Here is a 17,335-nt window from a genome sequence, read left to right as displayed (position 1 = left end):
CCAGTTAGGTAATTTAATAATGAAACAATGGCTTCTAATGATCGCGACGCTGATAGTGTCCGTCAGTGCACATTCGGTTGAACGTATTGTCACCCTTGGCGGCGATGTTACTGAAATCGTGTATAAACTGGGTGCACAAGACCAACTCGTTGCACGCGATAGTACCAGTCTTCACCCCGAGCAAGCACTCGCCTTACCGGATGTAGGCTATATGCGAATGCTTAACGCGGAAGGTGTGCTATCAATGCGCCCAACGCTAGTGATTGCCAGTGAACTCGCGAAACCGTCGATGGCTTTAACACAGATAGAAAAAAATGGTGTCAAAATCATCAAGGTTACCGGAAAGCCTGCTTTAGAAGCCATTCCAGAAAAAATTACCACCGTCGCGAATGCTGTGGGGAAAACACAGCAAGGTCAGCAACTCGTTGAGCAATTCAACCAAGAGCTAGCTAAAATTAACACGACACCGATTGATAAAAAAGTATTGTTTATCATGAGTCATGGCGGTGTCCTCCCCCTAGCTGCTGGTCAACAAACTGCCGCAGATAGTCTGATAAAAGCAACTGGGGCCAAAAATGCGATGTCGGCATTCAATAGCTATCGTCCATTGTCTCAAGAAGGTTTTATTTCCAGCCAACCTGACTTAATCATATTCACCGAAGAAGGCGTTAAATCACTCGGTGGTATCGATAAAGTTTGGCAATTACCGGGAATAGCCATGACACCAGCCGGTAAAAATAAAGCCTTATTAGTGGTCGATGATGTGGGAATGCTCAGTTTTAGCCTAGGCACACCAAAAGTCATGCAACAATTACGCGAGGCGTTAGAGAAGTCCCAATGAGTCGCTTTAAACACCCGTTACTTGTGATTGTTGTTTTATTTATCGTGCTTTGCGCCATCGCGTTGATTGCATCCAACGCGGGTGCAATGAATTTGTCATTAAAAATGCTATGGCAGGCATCAGCAACAGATCCAGACTGGCAAGTATGGCTAAATATTCGTTTGCCTCGTATTTTATTAGCCATTTTAGTTGGACTGGCACTTGCTGTTTCTGGCGCTATCATGCAGGGATTATTTCGTAATCCACTGGCTGACCCGAGCCTACTAGGGATCAGCAGTGGCGCGGCCTTGTGTGTCGCCGCATTTATCATTTTTTCACTTTCACTACCCAGTGTATTGCAAAGTTATGGTCATATTGGCGCAGCATTCATTGGTAGCTTAGTGGTTTCATTGATTATTTTTAGTTTAAATCGCAGCTCTAATGGCAATTTAGCGCGATTATTACTGGCTGGAATAGCGATAAATGCACTCTGCATGTCTTTTATCGGAGTGCTCAGTTATATCAGTAATGACCAACAATTACGGACTTTTAGTTTATGGATGATGGGCACACTCGGTAATGTTGATTGGACATCCCTTTCTATTGCCGCATCAGTGATCCTGCCCATCAGTTTTATTTGTTTATGGCAAGGTAACAAATTAAATGTTCTACAATTAGGTGATGAGGATGCTCATTACCTTGGTTTAAATGTCGAGCGCAGTAAATTTATTCTGTTATTTCTGAGCGCAATGTTAGTGGGCTGCGCTGTCGCAATGAGTGGCGTGATTGGTTTTGTCGGTTTAGTGATTCCCCATTTGATCCGCATGACATTAGGTCCTGACCATCGCTGGTTGATCCCAGGCTCTGCCATTGTGGGGGCAACGCTGCTATTGGTGGCAGATACCATCGCTCGTATTGCTGTTGCACCAGCTGAAATCCCTGTTGGGCTATTAACGGGCTTGATTGGGGGGCCTTATTTTTTATGGTTGATCCTACGTCAACCCGTCGGGAAGGTTTAACGATATGGAAATGAAAATAGAACCACAATCTACATTGCTTGAAGCCAATCACTTAAGTTATCGCATCAATAATAAAACATTAATTGACGATATAAATTTTTCTATCAAACAAAATGAGATGGTGGTGATCATCGGCCCTAATGGTGCGGGTAAATCAAGCTTATTAAAGCTATTAACGGGTTATACTCATCCAACGCAGGGAGAATGTCTGTTAGAAGGCCGTTCAATTTCCGAATGGGATAACAATGCGTTAGCGCGAAAGCGAGCGGTAATGAAGCAACAGAGCCATTTGCAATTTGCTTTCACCGTTGAGGATGTGGTTGCTATGGGAAGGACGCCTTACGGTTCAGAACATAAGCACGAAGCCATTGAGGAATCCTTAATACAAACTCACTGCCAGTTATTACGTGAACGCGATTATCGCCAACTTTCGGGAGGAGAGCAGCAACGAGTGCAATTAGCCAGAGTACTTGCTCAGCTTTGGCAGCCAACAGCCAGCCCTGCATGTTTGTTTCTCGACGAACCGACTTCAGCTCTCGATTTGTACCATCAACAACACAGTTTACGGTTATTACATCAACTGACTCGCGAGCGTCCATTAGGCGTGTGTTGTGTCTTACACGACCTCAACCTTACCGCCTTATATGCAGACAGAGTGTATTTAATTCATGAAGGAAAACTGGTTGCAAATGGTACACCTACTGAAGTATTAACGACAGATAACTTAACTCGTTGGTATAAAGCAGATTTAGCCGTTAGCCAGCACCCTGAATATGCAACCCCTCATGTCTATTTACGCCATTAAATTACCATTATTTGAACAAATTTAGCATATCAATAATTGTACCTGAAAAGTTATCTATTAACTGATTAAGGTGCCATTCTTATACTTAGTAAAAATAATTAATAAACTCAATAAATACGATGCTAATAAAATCGTAAAAAATCTTTTTTTTATATTTTAAAACTAACTATTCTGATAATTTAAATATCATAAGACATTAAATATAATTTGAATTATCACTCGGATAGATTATGGAAAACAATATTGTTAATACGTTGATTAATTTAACAAATAGAACAAATGATGATATAAAAATTGCTGCAATTAATGCACTGGGAGAATATAAAGCAGCAATTGGTCATAAAACTGCAATTGAAAGGTTACTACTGTTATGTAAAGACCCTAATAAAAACATCGCTATTTCAGCAATAAACTCCATCAGTAAACTTTAACATTAGCTTAAATATTTATTATTAACTAGCTCAATAATATTAATATGACCAATACGCTATTCTTATTCACGGGTGAAACCTATAACAAGTTCCACCCTTAATGACTATTTGACGTCGTTTAAATATTTTGCATGAAAAGCAATATGTTCACCGATAAAACTACTGATAAAATAATAACTATGGTCGTAACCATCACGTAAATTTAATTGATAATGATGCTGTTTTTTATCACATGCTTCTGCAAGTAGCTCAGGTTTAAGCTGCTCATGATAAAAAGAGTCGCCCGTCCCAACATCCACTAAAATAGGCGGAATTGTAGTGGCTTCATTCAGTAAATTCACCGTGTCATAACATAACCACTGAGTACTCTCTGCACCTAAATAAGCGGTAAATGCTTTTTGTCCCCAAGGCACTTGGGAAGGCGCAACAATAGGTGAAAAAGCAGATAAGCTGGTATAGCGAGACGAATTACGCAGGCCAATCATTAATGCTCCGTGACCGCCCATGGAATGCCCAGAAATTGCACGCTTATCGGATGCGGGTAAATGCGCTTCAATCAAGGCTGGTAACTCAGAGACAATATAATCATACATCTTGTAATGAGTGCTCCACGGTTTTTGTGTCGCATTCACATAGAACCCCGCACCTTGACCGAGATCGTATGCCTCATCATCGGCAACATCTTCTCCGCGAGGGCTGGTATCCGGTACGATTAAAATAATACCATGCTGCGCGGCAAACTGTTGTGCTCCCGCTTTAGTGATAAAATTTTGTTCGTTGCAAGTAAGCCCAGACAACCAATAAATAACCGGACATGATTGTTGTTCAGCTTGCGGCGGTATATATGCAGCAAATTTCATTGAACAACCTAACACATCCGATTGATGTTGATAAACATCCTGCCAACCGCCAAAACAAGCGTGGCGTTCAACTCTTTCCATTAGTACTCCTATTAATAACTCAGATATAGGCGCTAAATTGCGCCTATATGCCTAATGAAAACTATTTATAATGAATAACGGTACGAATCGACTTACCTTCATGCATTAAATCAAATGCTTCATTAATGTTATCAAGTGGCATGGTATGTGTCACGAATGGGGCTAATTCAATGTCACCTTTCATGGCATCTTCTACCATCGCAGGTAATTGACTGCGGCCTTTTACGCCTCCGAATGCTGTGCCGCGCCAAGAACGACCTGTGACTAATTGGAATGGACGAGTTGAAATTTCTTGTCCTGCGCCTGCGACACCGATAATAATGGATTGGCCCCAACCACGATGTGCGCTTTCTAATGCCGCTCGCATTACATTGACGTTACCAATACACTCAAAGGTGTGATCAACGCCCCACTCAGTCATTTCCACCAGCACTTGTTGAATTGGCTTATCAAAATCTTTTGGATTCAAACAATCCGTCGCCCCAAACTGGCGGGCTAATTCAAATTTAGCCGGATTCGTATCGATGGCAAAAACACGTCCCGCTTTGGCTTGTCTCGCCCCTTGAATAACCGCAAGACCAATTCCTCCCAAACCAAACACAGCAACAGAATCACCGGCTTGAACTTTAGCCGTATTATGCACCGCACCAATACCGGTTGTAACACCGCAACCTAGCAAGCACACTTCTTCATGATTTGCTTCAGGATTGATTTTTGCCAGTGAAACCTCAGCAACAACGGTATATTCACTAAACGTGGAGCATCCCATATAGTGATAAACTGGCTCACCATTATAGGAAAAACGTGTTGTACCATCTGGCATCACACCTTTGCCCTGTGTTGCGCGAACGGATACACAGAGATTAGTTTTACCTGATTCACAAAATACACATTTTCCGCATTCTGCGGTATACAGAGGGATCACATGGTCACCAACACTCACACTGGTAACGCCTTCGCCCACTTCAACCACAACACCTGCGCCTTCATGGCCAAGCACCACCGGAAACAAACCTTCGGGATCATCACCTGACAAAGTAAATGCGTCGGTATGACAAACACCGGTATGACTAATTTTAACTAATACTTCGCCCGCTTTCGGCGGCATCACATCAATCTCAACAATTTTCAGTGGTTGACCCGGTCCAAATGCAACTGCTGCACGTGATTTCATGTTTATTCCTTTTGATATTTAACGCAGGTATGTGCGAATAAGTGAGATGGCATCATCTACAGAATCTTTTTGAATTTGCGTATCAGCGGAGGCTTGCAACCCTTCACGCAGGTGACTTTCTAAAACCCCTGCCATCAAGCCATTAACCGCACCGCGTATCGCCGCTATCTGTTGCAATACCGCCGAGCACTCAACTTCATCCTCTAATGCAGTCTCTAGGGCAGATAATTGTCCCTTTAATTTTCTGACACGAGTCAGTACCGCTTTTTTCTCTTTAGGTGAATGTGGCATCGTAAAGCCCTCTCACGTATACATAGGGGGAGTATAGTATTGATAATACAAACTGTACAGAAAATAGGATAAAAAACAGTTCACTGCGCTGTCATTCGAGATGAAATTCATTTTTTATTTTCTAATCAATAAATTAAATTAAAATTTTAAACTCATATAACTTAATTAATCAGTACAAAAAATTAGTAATCATGCTTAATCAGATTCCATTGCCCAATATCCAGTAAAAAACCATAAAGTTTCTGATATGAAACTAAACATCCTCATAAGCACGACGCACACCACATTTTGACACAAATTAATCACATAAAAATAACATTTGATTGACGAGTAATCACCCTAGCAATTAGTCTGGTTTTAAATAATAAACAAAGTTTTATATATGAAACAAAATAGTTATCAGGGTAAATGGAGGAAGAGATGAGCTGGATTACCGTTTGTGATGTATCACAAGTACAAGAAGAATTTCCCTACTCCGCCAAGATCCATGGTACCGAAATCGGTATTTTCTTAGTTGAGAACCAATATTATGCCATGGAAGATATTTGTCCCCACGCATATGCCTTACTCAGCCAAGGATTTGTGGAAGATGGAAAAGTTGAATGCCCACTGCATGAAGCCATTTTTGATATCAAAACAGGAAAATGTTTACGAGAGCCTGGCGGGCGCGACCTTAAAACTTATCAAACACGCGTTCACGAAAATCAAATCGAAATCAGTTTAATTGAGGAATAGCAATGGAACCGATACAAAACATCAACCCTTACTTACCCGCAAATCATCAAATTATTCCCGCCCGCGAAGGGGGTAAAGGTAGCATTCAATCTCCTGGTACTGCGCCCAATATTGTTTGGCAAACCCGTTCAAGAGTTCCGGATGAATATGAAACCAGCCTAATTGCCGCTTTAGAAACCTTATTTGCATCAGGAATTGAATCACTCTCAGATATTGTTAATGCCCTGAATCAACAGCTCCTTGTTGACCGCCAAGGTCAGTCATGGAGTGAAAGTAGTTTTCGCGAGTTTCTACAAGTCAACGGGTATTAATTCTCTGCTATTTCATAGCGATTATCACTTGAATAATACCGCCGATAACAGGAAGCAGATCAATGACAACAAATACACAACTTCATAGCGCTCAGGATTACTTAGATGTTGGACTACGAGGGCAATGGTACCCCGTATTATCAAGCTGGGAAGTCAATAGCAATCCCATTGGGATCACGCGTCTAGAAGAGCAAATTGTGCTATGGCGTGATGATAAAGGCCAAATCCATGCTCTAGAGGATAGATGTCCCCACCGTGGTGCTAGATTATCAATGGGCTGGAACCTCGGTGAACGTATTGCCTGTTGGTACCATGGTGTTGAAGTGGGTGGTGATGGCGTTGTTAAAGATGTTCCGGCGGTAAATCAATGCCCGCTTGAAGGCCAAAAGTGCTTAAAAACCTATCCCGTTAAAGAACTTAATAGCGCTATTTTTCTTTATTTTGCGATAACCGAAAATGAAACGCCGCCAGAGCTTGAATTCCCCGAGGAGTTGGCTGACCACGAAAATCACAGTCATTTTTTGTGTACTGCCACATGGAATTGTAACTATCAATATGCATTAGAAAATGTCATGGACCCAATGCATGGCACCTACTTGCATTCATCATCTCACTCAATGGCAGATGGTGATAAGCAATCAGAAATGATCTTAGTCCCTACCCAACATGGCTTTATCTTTCGTAAAAATGACCAAATTGGTGTCAATTTCGATTGGGTTGAATTTGCAAGTACCGGTGCTAACTGGATGCGCTTATCGATTCCCTATCAAAAACGTTTTGGACCCGGTGGTCATTTCTGGATTATTGGTATGGTCGTCCCTGAGGATAGATTCAACACCCGCGTATTCTTCTGGCGTATCCGTAAAGTTAAAGATTGGCAACGTGATTTATGGCGATTCATGTACCGCAATCGCTTAGAAGGCTTGCATTGGGATGTTTTAGAACAAGACCGCATCATCTTAGAAAACATGGCTCCAAATGCACGCGGACAAGAGTTCTTATATCAACATGATGTGGGGTTATCACGCCTACGCCGAATTATGCAACGAGAAGCAAAAAAACAATTTGACCTGATTTATGGCAAGGAAACGTCAAATGCATGATTTATTAGCCGCAAAACGTATTGTGATTACTGGCGCCGCAAGAGGACTCGGTTTTAGCTTTGCACAAGCGGCGGCTAGGCAAGGTGCGAATGTGATTTTATGCGATATTTTAAGTGACCGATTGCAAGAGAGTGTCGAATTGCTGTGCCGTGAAGGGCTAAATGCCGAAGGGTTAACATTCGATATTGCCAATCCTGATGCAATTAATCAAGCCTTTGACACTATTGGAAAAAAGGGTTCGATTGATGGATTAATCAACAATGCCGCTTTAGCAACTGGCGTCGGTGGAAAACCATTAGATGAATACGATTTAACGCTGTGGGATAAGGTGATGACAGTCAATGTACGAGGTACTTGGTTAGTCACAAAAGCTGCGCTGCCATTATTAAAACAGTGTGCATCAAAACAAGGTTCATCAACCGCTAAGATCGTAAATATTGCCTCTGATACCGCATTATGGGGAGCCCCAAAACTGATGGCTTACGTCGCCAGTAAAGGTGCCATTATCAGTATGACACGTTCAATGGCGCGTGAACTTGGTGTACATCGAATCTGTGTTAATGCCATCGCTCCGGGATTAACCAAAGTAGAGGCTACTGAATATGTTCCTGTAGAGCGCCACCAGCTCTATGAAAATGGGCGAGCTTTACAAGGTGAACAAATGCCTGATGACGTAACGGGAACCGCCTTATATTTATTATCACCGATGTCTGATTTTGTCACAGGGCAATTAATTCCTGTCAATGGCGGCTTTATTTTTAACTAAAAACAAAATCGCACCAAGCAAAACCGCTTTGGCGGGGAGATTAAGACGATGAGTTCAACATGTAAATATTTAGTTCCAGGTTTGGAAAAAGGTTTACAACTGCTACTTCTCCTCGCGAAGCAGCACCGCGAGCTGACTTTTGCGGAAATTCTTCGTTTAATCGATATGCCAAAAGCGACTGCATATCGGGCAATTCAGACCTTAGTACATTTAGATTTTATTGAACAGCATCCACGAACGGGAGCATTTTCCCTAGGTCGTAAGGTACTTAGTCTCGGATTGGGTTATATCGCTTCACTCGATTTAACCCAGCTAGGCCAACCCATTATTGAACAGCTGCGCGACCGCAGCCAGTGCAATAGCCATTTAGTCATACGCGATGGGCGTGACATTATTTACATTGCCAGAGTCAGCGGCGCAGAATCAAAAATTAACCATGTGAGTGTTGGAACTCGGTTAGCAGCGCACCGAACATCTCTCGGTCGTATGTTATTAACCAGTTTAAGTCGTGCTGAGTTTGACTTGCTCTATCCCGATGAGGAATTACCTGATGATGCGGGCAGTAAACAGGTGTTTTGGAACATGATCCAAGCAGACAAATTACGCGGTTATGTGCTTGGCGAATCATTTTATCGTCGAGGTATTTCCTCGATTGTTTATCCTGTTTACAACCAAACCAATGAAGTTGAAGCCGTTATCAGCATTATGGTGCCAATGGATAGCATCCCAGCTCAGGAACGTCAGCGTTTACAAAATGAAGTTAGCAGTGCAGCACAAAAACTTACGGAGTTTATTGGCGGCATAAGACCCGCCAAAGCCGTTTAGCTTCCACCTTATTATCGACAACAAAATTTTAGGTTTATTGCCATAAGCCTCGGCCTCTGTTTGCTCAAAATGCGCATCTGGCAATAACACTACTCTATAGAGGGCTATACTATGTCAGTGATTGGAATAGAAAAAATGGAATTCGGGGTTGAAGACGTTGCTGCCTGTACTCGATTCTTTCAAGACTTTGGTCTGCACGCTTGCGCTGATAATCCAACTTATTTTACGACATTATCAGGTGCCGGGATCAACGTTTCTCCCCTTGATGATAATACCCTTCCAGCGCCTTTTGAATCGGGTTCAACCCTACGCCGAATCACATGGGGGGTAGAAAATACGGCTTCACTCGCTGAAATTATCACGCAAATAGCACAGTGTGATGGTTTCCGATTAACCGAAAATGGTGCCGAATGCCGCGACCCTAATGGCATGACAGTGGCATTTTGCGTTAGCCAACAAAAACCGGTTTCACTCGATATTTCCCCAATTAACCAATGGGGTGATATACGCCGCATAGATGCCCCGAGTCCTGTTTATGAAAAAGCGACTCCCATTAATATTGGTCATGTGGTGTTTTTTGTCGATGACCTGCCCGCGACTGAGGCATTTTACTGCCAAAAATTAGGATTTCAGGTTTCCGACCGTTATATCGATCGGGCTGTATTTTTGCGGGCACAAATCAATGGCTGCCACCATAACTTATTCTTACTCAAACTCCCCCATCGTGGTCGCGGTCTAAATCATGTGGCATTTACAGTCAGAGATATTCATGAGGTCATCGGCGGTGGTTTAGCAATGAACCGCCATCAATGGAGCACCTTTATTGGCCCCGGCCGTCATCCTATTTCATCTGCCTATTTTTGGTATGTAAATAGTCCAACGGGCGGTGCTTTTGAATACTACACCAATGATGACTACCTCACTGAAAAATGGCAGCCGCGGGAACTGGAACACTCTTTAGTGTCATTTACCGAATGGGCAGTTGAAGGTGGTCTCGATTATGACACTCGTCGCCAAGTCAAACCCAATAAGGAGTAGACCATGGACGCAATTATCCAAGGCGGTATTGTGATTATTGGTGGAGGGCAAGCCGGAGGCTGGGCAGCGAAAACACTCAGAGATGAGGGCTACCAAGGCACACTGTCTGTTATCAGCGATGAGATCCATGATTTCTATGAAAGGCCGCCTTTATCAAAGGCAGTATTAACTCAAGATACTTTAGCGCTTTCACGCCTGTTCAGTGAAGCCGATACCGATGCACTCAACTTGCAATGGTTTCGCCCTGTCCGTGCGACTCGAATTGATAGTAATCAAAAACAAATCCAACTCAGTGATGGACGCCAACTTGCCTTTGATAAACTATTGATAGCCACAGGTGGACGACCTCGTTATCTCTCAAAAGCATGGCAAATACACCCACAAGTTTTTGCACTTCGTTCTTGGGATGATGCGCAGCAGCTACGCACAGCGCTACTTTCAGCTCAAAAAATCGCAATCATCGGGGGGGGCTGGATTGGTTTAGAAGTTGCCGCTTCCGCACGAAAAATGGGGCTTGATGTGACGATTTTCGAACGTCAATCACGTCTATGTGAGCGCAGTGTACCCCAAAATGTGTCCGATGCTTTAGCGCAACGTCATCGACAAGCCGGTGTGCATGTCATCACGGATTGCGGCGATATTTACCTTGATGAAACGACATCTGCACTCAACATTGGTTGTCAAAAACAACCTACGCAATCTTTTGACCTTGCCGTCATGGGCATTGGTGTCGAGCTCAATTTAGAGTTAGCCGCACAAGCCGGGCTTACTCTCACTCAAGGTATTGTCGTCAATGGCCATGGGCAAACATCCCACGCTGATATTTATGCAGCAGGCGATGTAGCATGCCATCCAACACTTTCGTTGTGTTTACAGTCTTGGGCCTATGCTCAAAACCAAGCTATTGCGACAGCAAAAGCCATGCTAAATAGCCAAAGCGAAAAATTTAACGAACCAGCTTGGCTTTGGTCTGATCAATATCAGGACAACATCCAAATTCTCGGTATTCCCACAGGGCAAGCTTTACAACATATTCAGCGCCATACTTCGACTTCTGAAATCCATTTTTCACTCAATGAAATCAATGAATTGGTGCAGATGGTTGCATTTAACGATGCACGTGCGATCAAACTCGGTAAACGTTGGATACAAAACAATCGCAGGTTAGACCCGTCAGAGCTTGCTGACCCAGCCTTTTCATTAATGTCGCTGAAATAGTGTATAGCTAAGAGAGATAATATGGCAAATCAAGGTATTACTGTACACACCAAGATACCAGAACAAACCAGCGTCCAAGCGACAGTCCAAAATGACGCTCAAGAAAAAGTGAATTGGTTGATCCCGATAGCCTTGTTTTCTTGCGTATTGCTGGCTTTTTTCGACAAGATTAGTATTGCGGCACTATTTTCTGATGAGAAATTTCAACAAGCGCTTGGCATTGATTTCGACCCCACTCGTCTTGGCCTATTAATGAGCGCGTTTTTATTCGCTTATGGCGTTTCATCAATGTTATTGAGTGGCATTGGCGATCGTTTTCATCCCACTAAAATGCTACTTTTCATGGTCAGTAGCTGGTGTATCTTGATGATTCTCATGGGCTTCACACACCATTATGGCACCATGATTTTCTTACGTGTTTTGCTCGGGATTGCTGAGGGGCCGTTGCTCGCTATCTCATATGCCATCGTGCGCCGTACATTCCCACAAAGAATGCAGGCTCGAGCAACCATGCTTTGGCTTTTAGGTACCCCATTAGGCGCCGCGCTGGGTTTTCCTATCGCACTATATCTTTTACAAAATTTTGGTTGGCAAAGTACGTTCTTTGTCATGGCAGCCTTTACGGTTCCAGTTTGGTGGTTAGTGATTATAGGTATCCGTCACCCAAATCTAGCTAAAAAAGTAGCTCCGATTGGTAACAAAGCCCTGACAGCGAATATCATTGAAGCAAAAACACAACGAAACATCTTACTGCGCAATTCACACTTTTGGATTATCTGTCTATTTAACATCGCCTTCCTTGTCTATCTGTGGGGAATGAACGGCTGGTTGCCGAGTTATTTAATCAAAGGTAAATCGATTGATTTATCACACGCAGGGATCCTATCTTCCCTTCCCTTTATCGCAATGTTGTTTGGTGAAGTAATTGGTGCTTGGTTATCAGACCGTTATGACCGCCGTGCACTAGTTTGTTTCATATCCTTACTCGGCGCAATTATCGGACTTTCTGGCGTGTTATTTCTCACGGAAACCTACAGCATCATAATGATGATGGCATTTAGCATGTTTATGTGGGGAGCCGGCGCACCAAATATTTTTGCACTACTCGCCAAAGCAACGCAAAAACAAGTCAGTGCACTGGCTGGTGGTATTTTCAATGGGCTAGGAAACTTGGCTGGCGCAGCGGCTCCGCTCTTAATGGGTATGCTTATTGCCTTCACTGGAAATATGGATAACGGACTTTTATTTATCGTAATTATAGGTTTGGTTGGCAGTTTTTTATTACTGCCGCTACTCAAAAAATACTGATTAATCTGTGTCTTATCAGGAGAGAACACTATGTCACAACTTTCGAACCAAGTTAAACCTCAAGATATTTCAATGGCGCAATGGATTGAGTCTCGCGTGGCACGCTTTGAAGGGCGCAAATACGATTGGAATGCACTGAAGTTTCAAGCGGATTTTGATCCTAAATACCGTCGTGCACAAATGCGCTATATCGGAACAGGGGCAACAGGAGTCGCCAACGACACCAATACCGTACCCGCTGAAAACTTCACTTTTTCGACCATGGTGCTTCCGGCGAAATGTGAAGGACCGCTGCATTTACACCCCGATGTTGAAGAAGTTTTTTTCATGCTCAAAGGCACCATCACCTTATTTATTAAAGATGGTGATGAAGAGTTTGAAACGGTACTAAAAGAACGCGATCTCATTTCTGTTCCCGCTGGAATTTACCGTGGTTTATTTAATCATGGGGAAGAAGAAGCATTAATGTGCGTCATGATTGGTACACAAAAACCCGCTATTCCGACGTATCCAGAAGATCATCCTTTATCAAAAGTTAAGCGCGGATAATAGGAGAAATCAATGATGAGACTGCCAATTGACAAGCTCCCTAACTTACAATTTGCTGAATTTGGCCAATATCGTCTTAATTGGCGTGAATCTGGTGACGGCTTTCCTATCGTCCTGCTCCATGGTATCAGCTCAGGTTCGACTTCATGGATATGTCAGTTCGCAGACTCATCACTGACAGATAACTATCATTTATTTGCATGGGATGCGCCGGGCTATTTAGACAGCGATCCCCTTGCAACCCACACACCTGTTGCACTTGATTATGCTGATGCGCTAACGGATTTTTTAAATGATTTAGGATTACAACAAGTCATTTTAGTTGGGCACTCTTTAGGGGCATTAATGGCTTGTGCCTTTGCTTCTCTACATCCACAAAGAGTTAGAGGATTATTATTGGCGAACCCTGCGCAAGGATATGCCACTAAAAGCCCAGAAGAACGTCATCGTGTTTATGATAAGCGCCGTGAAATTGTCTGTGATTCAGGTATTGAAGCTTATGCACAAAATCGTGCAGCCGCATTACTTTCCCCTTCGGCATCCGCTGAAAAGATTGAATGGGTAAAACGTAATATGCAAAAACTCAATCCAGAAGGATTTTTAGCCGCTGCGTGGATGTTGGCTCATGACGATATCAGCCTTTATTTAAACGCCTATCAAGGCCCTGTCGAGATGATTGTTGGCTTAGATGACACCATTACACCACCAGCACAAGTTCAGCAATTATCAACCGATAAACAATGTCCATTGAAAGTGATAAAGCAAGCAGGACATGCCAGCTACCTTGATGCACCGATAGAATTTAATCTCTATTTAAAGCAATTTTCAGATGCCTTGGAATGTACTGACTCACCCAAAAATCGTTTTCCAAAAGACAGTTCACAAAATAAAGCTTCACAAAGGAAAGTGCCATGAATTTACAGTTACATGATCGTGTTGCTGTTGTGACGGGGGGAAGCTCCGGTATTGGTTTTGCGACAGTCAAATTATTACTCGATGAAGGTTGTAAAGTCGCCTTTTGCGGTCGCTCTCAAGATAAATTGCAACAAGCCCTCGACACATTGCAAAAAACTTATTCTCAAGAAAAGTTTATGGCGGTTAATTGTGATGTGCTAGATAAAACACAAACTTTGGCATTTGCTGAACAAGTTAAACAGCAGTATGGGCAGGCAGACTTACTGATTAATAACGCCGGACAAGGCTATGTGGCGAGCTTTACAGATACACCAGATGAGGCGTGGTTACAGGAAGCACAGCTCAAACTTTTTGGTGTTATTAATCCCGTTAATGCATTTTTACCATTACTCGAACAGTCGAATATTGCCTCAATCACCTGTGTTAATTCGCTCTTGGCCTTACAACCGGAGCCTCATATGGTCGCTACATCTGCGGCACGGGCGGCATTACTCAATATGACGCTTAATCTATCAAAAACCTTGCTACCTAAAGGTATTCGAGTGAATTCAATTTTACTAGGGATGGTAGAGTCCGATCAATGGCATCGCCGGTTTGAAAATCGCAATGATAAAACAAGCGATTGGGCGAGCTGGATTGGCGATATTGCCAAAAAACGCGGTATTCCTATGCAACGTTTAGGCAAACCTGAAGAACCGGCTCGTGCACTGGTTTTTTTAGCATCACCGATGGCTTCTTTTACATCAGGCGCTGCATTGGATGTTTCAGGTGGTTTTAGTCACCATATTTAAAGGATTTTATGATGAAAACATTGATGCTTATTGGGTATGGTGCGATGGCCAATGAAGTGATTGACCGCTTACCCAATGGAATTGTACTTCGCTGGATTGTTGCTCGCCCTAGCCATCACGATGACATTATGACTCGTTTTCATGGCCAAGTAATACCGATCAACGACCCCGCGACAGTGACCGAAAAACCCGATTTAGTGTTGGAATGCGCGAGTCATCAAGCGGTTAAACAATATGCTCCCATCGCGCTTAAACGAGGTTGGACAATAGCCATCATTTCAACGGGTGCCCTTGCTGATGCCATATTCGCTCGCGAGTTAAGTGATCTTGCTCGCCAACATCATGGTCAGTTAATTCCACTCAGCGGCGCCATTGCAGGGTTAGATGGTCTTCGCGCAGCAAAAGAAGCCAATATTACACAAATTACCTATCAATCACGAAAAAGTCCCGCCAGCTGGCGTAATGGCCCTGCCGAGCAATATATCGACCTTAATCAAGTATCAGAACCAACCGTATTTTTTAGCGGAACGGCGCGAGAAGCGGCGCTCAATTTCCCAGCCAATGCCAATGTCGCCGCAACCGTCGCACTGTATGGGATAGGTATGGATGCAACAAAAGTTCAGCTCATGGTTGACCCTACAACACAACAAAATACCCATCGAATCGAAGTCGTCGGTGACTTTGGTCGTTTCTGTATTGAGCTTAATGGTCAACCGTTAGCCTCGAATCCTAAAACGTCTTTATTGTCAGCCTTAAGTGCGGTCGAAATGTGTCGCCGAGTTGCTGAACACAATGCCATTATCTGACAGGAGCAGCACAATGAAAAACAGGGATATTTTTGTCGGCGGTAAATGGCAACAAGGCCGCGGTCAGCAAATGCAATCACGTTTTCCTGGTGATAACCACGTTGTCGCAACCCTCAATAGCGCTAGCCTTGAGGATGTTGAGGATGCAGTGATCGCCGCCGAAAAAGCTTGGCGTGACCCGAAGTGGCGTCATATGCCATCTCATCAACGCGCCGCTATTCTACTCAAAGTCAGTACATTAATTGACGAGCAACGTGAAGAATTGGTCAGGTTACAGACTCTCGACAATGGAAAGCCTTGGGCTGAAGCCCGTGGATTGGTGATGAGTGCCGCCGCAACCGCCCGTTATTTTGCGGCAGTATGTGAAGTCAGTGGTGGCGAATTGCCACCCCGTCGCCAACCTGACATCATGACCCTTAGCACCTATCAGCCCCTTGGTGTCATCGCCGCAATCACTCCTTGGAATTCACCCATTGCCAGTGATATGCAAAAAATTGCGCCTGCAATTGCAGCCGGTAATGCAGTTATTTTAAAACCCGCAGAAGCGACTCCTCTTGTTTCACTTAAACTTGCCGAACTCTTTGAACAAGCAGGGTTACCCGCAGGATTATTAAGCGTGCTTCCCGGCAAAGGCTCAATTATTGGCGATGCATTAGTGCGTCATCCACTAGTACGAAAAATTTCATTTACAGGTGGCACCAATACGGGACGCCAATTAGCTCATATTGCTGCCGATAAACTGATTGGAACCTCATTAGAATTAGGCGGAAAATCCCCAACGATTGTCTTAGATGATGCGGATTTAGATTTAGCAGCCCACGGTGTTTGTTATGGTATTTTCAGTTCAATGGGACAAGCCTGTATTGCAGGTTCTCGCTTATTTGTCGCCCGAAGCGTCTATCAAGCTTTTATTGAAAAACTGACGAAACTCACACAAGGGCTCATCATCGGTGACCCACGTCAAGAACGCGTACATATTGGTCCGCTGATCTCCTCTGCACATCGAGATAGTGTCATAGCTTACGTCTCGCAAGCTATTGCAGAAGGGGGCAAAATTCGTGTCGGGGGCAAGGTACCAACGGATCCCGCACTGCAATCGGGTCACTATTTCGAACCCACGATTATCGAAGGCTTAACTAACCAAGCGCATGTGTGTCAGGAAGAAATTTTTGGCCCAGTGCTCGTTGTTATTCCTTTCGATGATGAAACCAGCCTGATTCATGATGCTAATGATTCTATTTATGGCCTTGCAGCCGGTATTTGGACGCAAGATTATACTCGTGCATTTAAATTAGCCGATACGCTAGATGTCGGTACAGTTTGGATTAATACCTACAAAGTTTTTTCCATCTCAACACCTTTTGGCGGTTTTAAAGATAGTGGACTTGGAAGAGAGAAAGGCCTTGAGAGCCTCAAAGCCTATATGCAACAAAAAAGTATTTTTCTGGCGCTTAACCCACAACCAAACCGTTGGTGTGAATAAATGTCC

General features: G+C 43.5%; 20 protein-coding genes. 17 read left to right on the top strand and 3 right to left on the bottom strand.

Going from position 1 to position 17,335, the window contains the following annotated elements; all coding sequences use genetic code 11:
• Positions 1 to 19: 19 nt before the first annotated feature.
• The 4 genes from ACTH6U_RS15635 (at position 20) to ACTH6U_RS15620 (ending at position 3,075) form a co-directional block, all read left to right on the top strand.
• The gene (locus ACTH6U_RS15635; protein ID WP_441832578.1) at positions 20 to 841 is read left to right on the top strand and encodes a heme/hemin ABC transporter substrate-binding protein; all 822 of its coding nucleotides are present in this window, start codon (positions 20 to 22) and stop codon (positions 839 to 841) included.
• Positions 838 to 1,839, top strand: coding sequence for a FecCD family ABC transporter permease (locus tag ACTH6U_RS15630; RefSeq protein ID WP_294110435.1), 1,002 nt, complete (start codon positions 838 to 840; stop codon positions 1,837 to 1,839). The genes ACTH6U_RS15635 and ACTH6U_RS15630 overlap by 4 nt, the downstream gene beginning before the upstream one ends.
• A gap of 10 nt (positions 1,840 to 1,849) precedes the next feature.
• Entirely contained in the window at positions 1,850 to 2,644 is a 795-nt protein-coding gene (locus ACTH6U_RS15625; protein ID WP_441832584.1) for a heme ABC transporter ATP-binding protein, read from the top strand.
• Positions 2,645 to 2,874: 230 nt separating this feature from the next.
• Positions 2,875 to 3,075 carry a HEAT repeat domain-containing protein gene (locus tag ACTH6U_RS15620; RefSeq protein WP_294110433.1) on the top strand — a complete coding sequence of 67 codons (201 nt, stop codon included), beginning with the start codon at positions 2,875 to 2,877 and terminating at the stop codon, positions 3,073 to 3,075.
• Positions 3,076 to 3,179: 104 nt separating this feature from the next.
• Here the strand turns inward: ACTH6U_RS15620 and fghA are convergent, their stop codons facing one another.
• From fghA to frmR, 3 genes are all read right to left on the bottom strand, one after another.
• A complete protein-coding gene (gene fghA / locus ACTH6U_RS15615) occupies positions 3,180 to 4,016 on the bottom strand; it encodes an S-formylglutathione hydrolase (protein WP_441832577.1) in 837 nt (278 codons plus the stop codon).
• 61 nt (positions 4,017 to 4,077) lie between these two features.
• On the bottom strand, positions 4,078 to 5,190 hold the full coding sequence (locus ACTH6U_RS15610; protein ID WP_294110429.1) for an S-(hydroxymethyl)glutathione dehydrogenase/class III alcohol dehydrogenase: 1,113 nt from the start codon (positions 5,188 to 5,190) through the stop codon (positions 4,078 to 4,080).
• 18 nt (positions 5,191 to 5,208) lie between these two features.
• A complete protein-coding gene (gene frmR / locus ACTH6U_RS15605; protein WP_294110427.1) occupies positions 5,209 to 5,481 on the bottom strand; it encodes a formaldehyde-responsive transcriptional repressor FrmR in 273 nt (90 codons plus the stop codon).
• A gap of 420 nt (positions 5,482 to 5,901) precedes the next feature.
• Here frmR and ACTH6U_RS15600 point away from each other — a divergent pair, with 420 nt between their 5' ends.
• The 13 genes from ACTH6U_RS15600 (at position 5,902) to ACTH6U_RS15540 (ending at position 17,329) form a co-directional block, all read left to right on the top strand.
• Positions 5,902 to 6,216, top strand: a complete 315-nt coding sequence (locus ACTH6U_RS15600) for a Rieske (2Fe-2S) protein (RefSeq protein WP_294110424.1) — start codon at positions 5,902 to 5,904, stop codon at positions 6,214 to 6,216.
• A 2-nt stretch (positions 6,217 to 6,218) separates the two neighbouring features.
• Complete coding sequence (locus ACTH6U_RS15595) at positions 6,219 to 6,527, top strand: recombinase-like helix-turn-helix domain-containing protein (RefSeq protein ID WP_294110422.1); 309 nt, start codon at positions 6,219 to 6,221, stop codon at positions 6,525 to 6,527.
• A gap of 62 nt (positions 6,528 to 6,589) precedes the next feature.
• Positions 6,590 to 7,630 carry an aromatic ring-hydroxylating dioxygenase subunit alpha gene (locus ACTH6U_RS15590; RefSeq protein ID WP_336431035.1) on the top strand — a complete coding sequence of 347 codons (1,041 nt, stop codon included), beginning with the start codon at positions 6,590 to 6,592 and terminating at the stop codon, positions 7,628 to 7,630.
• Positions 7,623 to 8,396 (top strand): SDR family oxidoreductase, encoded by a 774-nt coding sequence (locus ACTH6U_RS15585; protein ID WP_441832576.1) that lies wholly within the window; start codon positions 7,623 to 7,625, stop codon positions 8,394 to 8,396. Before ACTH6U_RS15590 ends, ACTH6U_RS15585 begins: the two co-directional genes overlap by 8 nt.
• A gap of 48 nt (positions 8,397 to 8,444) precedes the next feature.
• The gene (locus ACTH6U_RS15580) at positions 8,445 to 9,221 is read left to right on the top strand and encodes an IclR family transcriptional regulator (RefSeq protein WP_441832575.1); all 777 of its coding nucleotides are present in this window, start codon (positions 8,445 to 8,447) and stop codon (positions 9,219 to 9,221) included.
• 111 nt (positions 9,222 to 9,332) lie between these two features.
• Entirely contained in the window at positions 9,333 to 10,259 is a 927-nt protein-coding gene (locus ACTH6U_RS15575; RefSeq protein ID WP_441832574.1) for a VOC family protein, read from the top strand.
• A gap of 3 nt (positions 10,260 to 10,262) precedes the next feature.
• Positions 10,263 to 11,477, top strand: a complete 1,215-nt coding sequence (locus ACTH6U_RS15570; protein ID WP_441832573.1) for an NAD(P)/FAD-dependent oxidoreductase — start codon at positions 10,263 to 10,265, stop codon at positions 11,475 to 11,477.
• Between the two features lie 54 nt (positions 11,478 to 11,531).
• The gene (locus tag ACTH6U_RS15565; protein WP_434719647.1) at positions 11,532 to 12,785 is read left to right on the top strand and encodes an MFS transporter; all 1,254 of its coding nucleotides are present in this window, start codon (positions 11,532 to 11,534) and stop codon (positions 12,783 to 12,785) included.
• Positions 12,786 to 12,815: 30 nt separating this feature from the next.
• Positions 12,816 to 13,334, top strand: coding sequence for a cupin domain-containing protein (locus ACTH6U_RS15560; RefSeq protein WP_294110680.1), 519 nt, complete (start codon positions 12,816 to 12,818; stop codon positions 13,332 to 13,334).
• 15 nt (positions 13,335 to 13,349) lie between these two features.
• The gene (locus ACTH6U_RS15555) at positions 13,350 to 14,249 is read left to right on the top strand and encodes an alpha/beta fold hydrolase (protein ID WP_441832583.1); all 900 of its coding nucleotides are present in this window, start codon (positions 13,350 to 13,352) and stop codon (positions 14,247 to 14,249) included.
• Positions 14,246 to 15,040, top strand: a complete 795-nt coding sequence (locus ACTH6U_RS15550; RefSeq protein WP_441832572.1) for an SDR family oxidoreductase — start codon at positions 14,246 to 14,248, stop codon at positions 15,038 to 15,040. The genes ACTH6U_RS15555 and ACTH6U_RS15550 overlap by 4 nt, the downstream gene beginning before the upstream one ends.
• Positions 15,041 to 15,051: 11 nt before the next feature.
• Complete coding sequence (locus ACTH6U_RS15545; RefSeq protein WP_441832582.1) at positions 15,052 to 15,846, top strand: aspartate dehydrogenase; 795 nt, start codon at positions 15,052 to 15,054, stop codon at positions 15,844 to 15,846.
• A gap of 13 nt (positions 15,847 to 15,859) precedes the next feature.
• The gene (locus ACTH6U_RS15540) at positions 15,860 to 17,329 is read left to right on the top strand and encodes an aldehyde dehydrogenase (protein ID WP_441832571.1); all 1,470 of its coding nucleotides are present in this window, start codon (positions 15,860 to 15,862) and stop codon (positions 17,327 to 17,329) included.
• Positions 17,330 to 17,335 lie beyond the last annotated feature (6 nt).

Source organism: Providencia sp., assembly GCF_052096715.1.
In the GTDB taxonomy this organism is placed as follows: Bacteria; Pseudomonadota; Gammaproteobacteria; order Enterobacterales; family Enterobacteriaceae; genus Providencia.
Note: the sequence above shows the minus strand (reverse complement) of the source record. Positions and strands in the feature narration are given on the sequence as shown.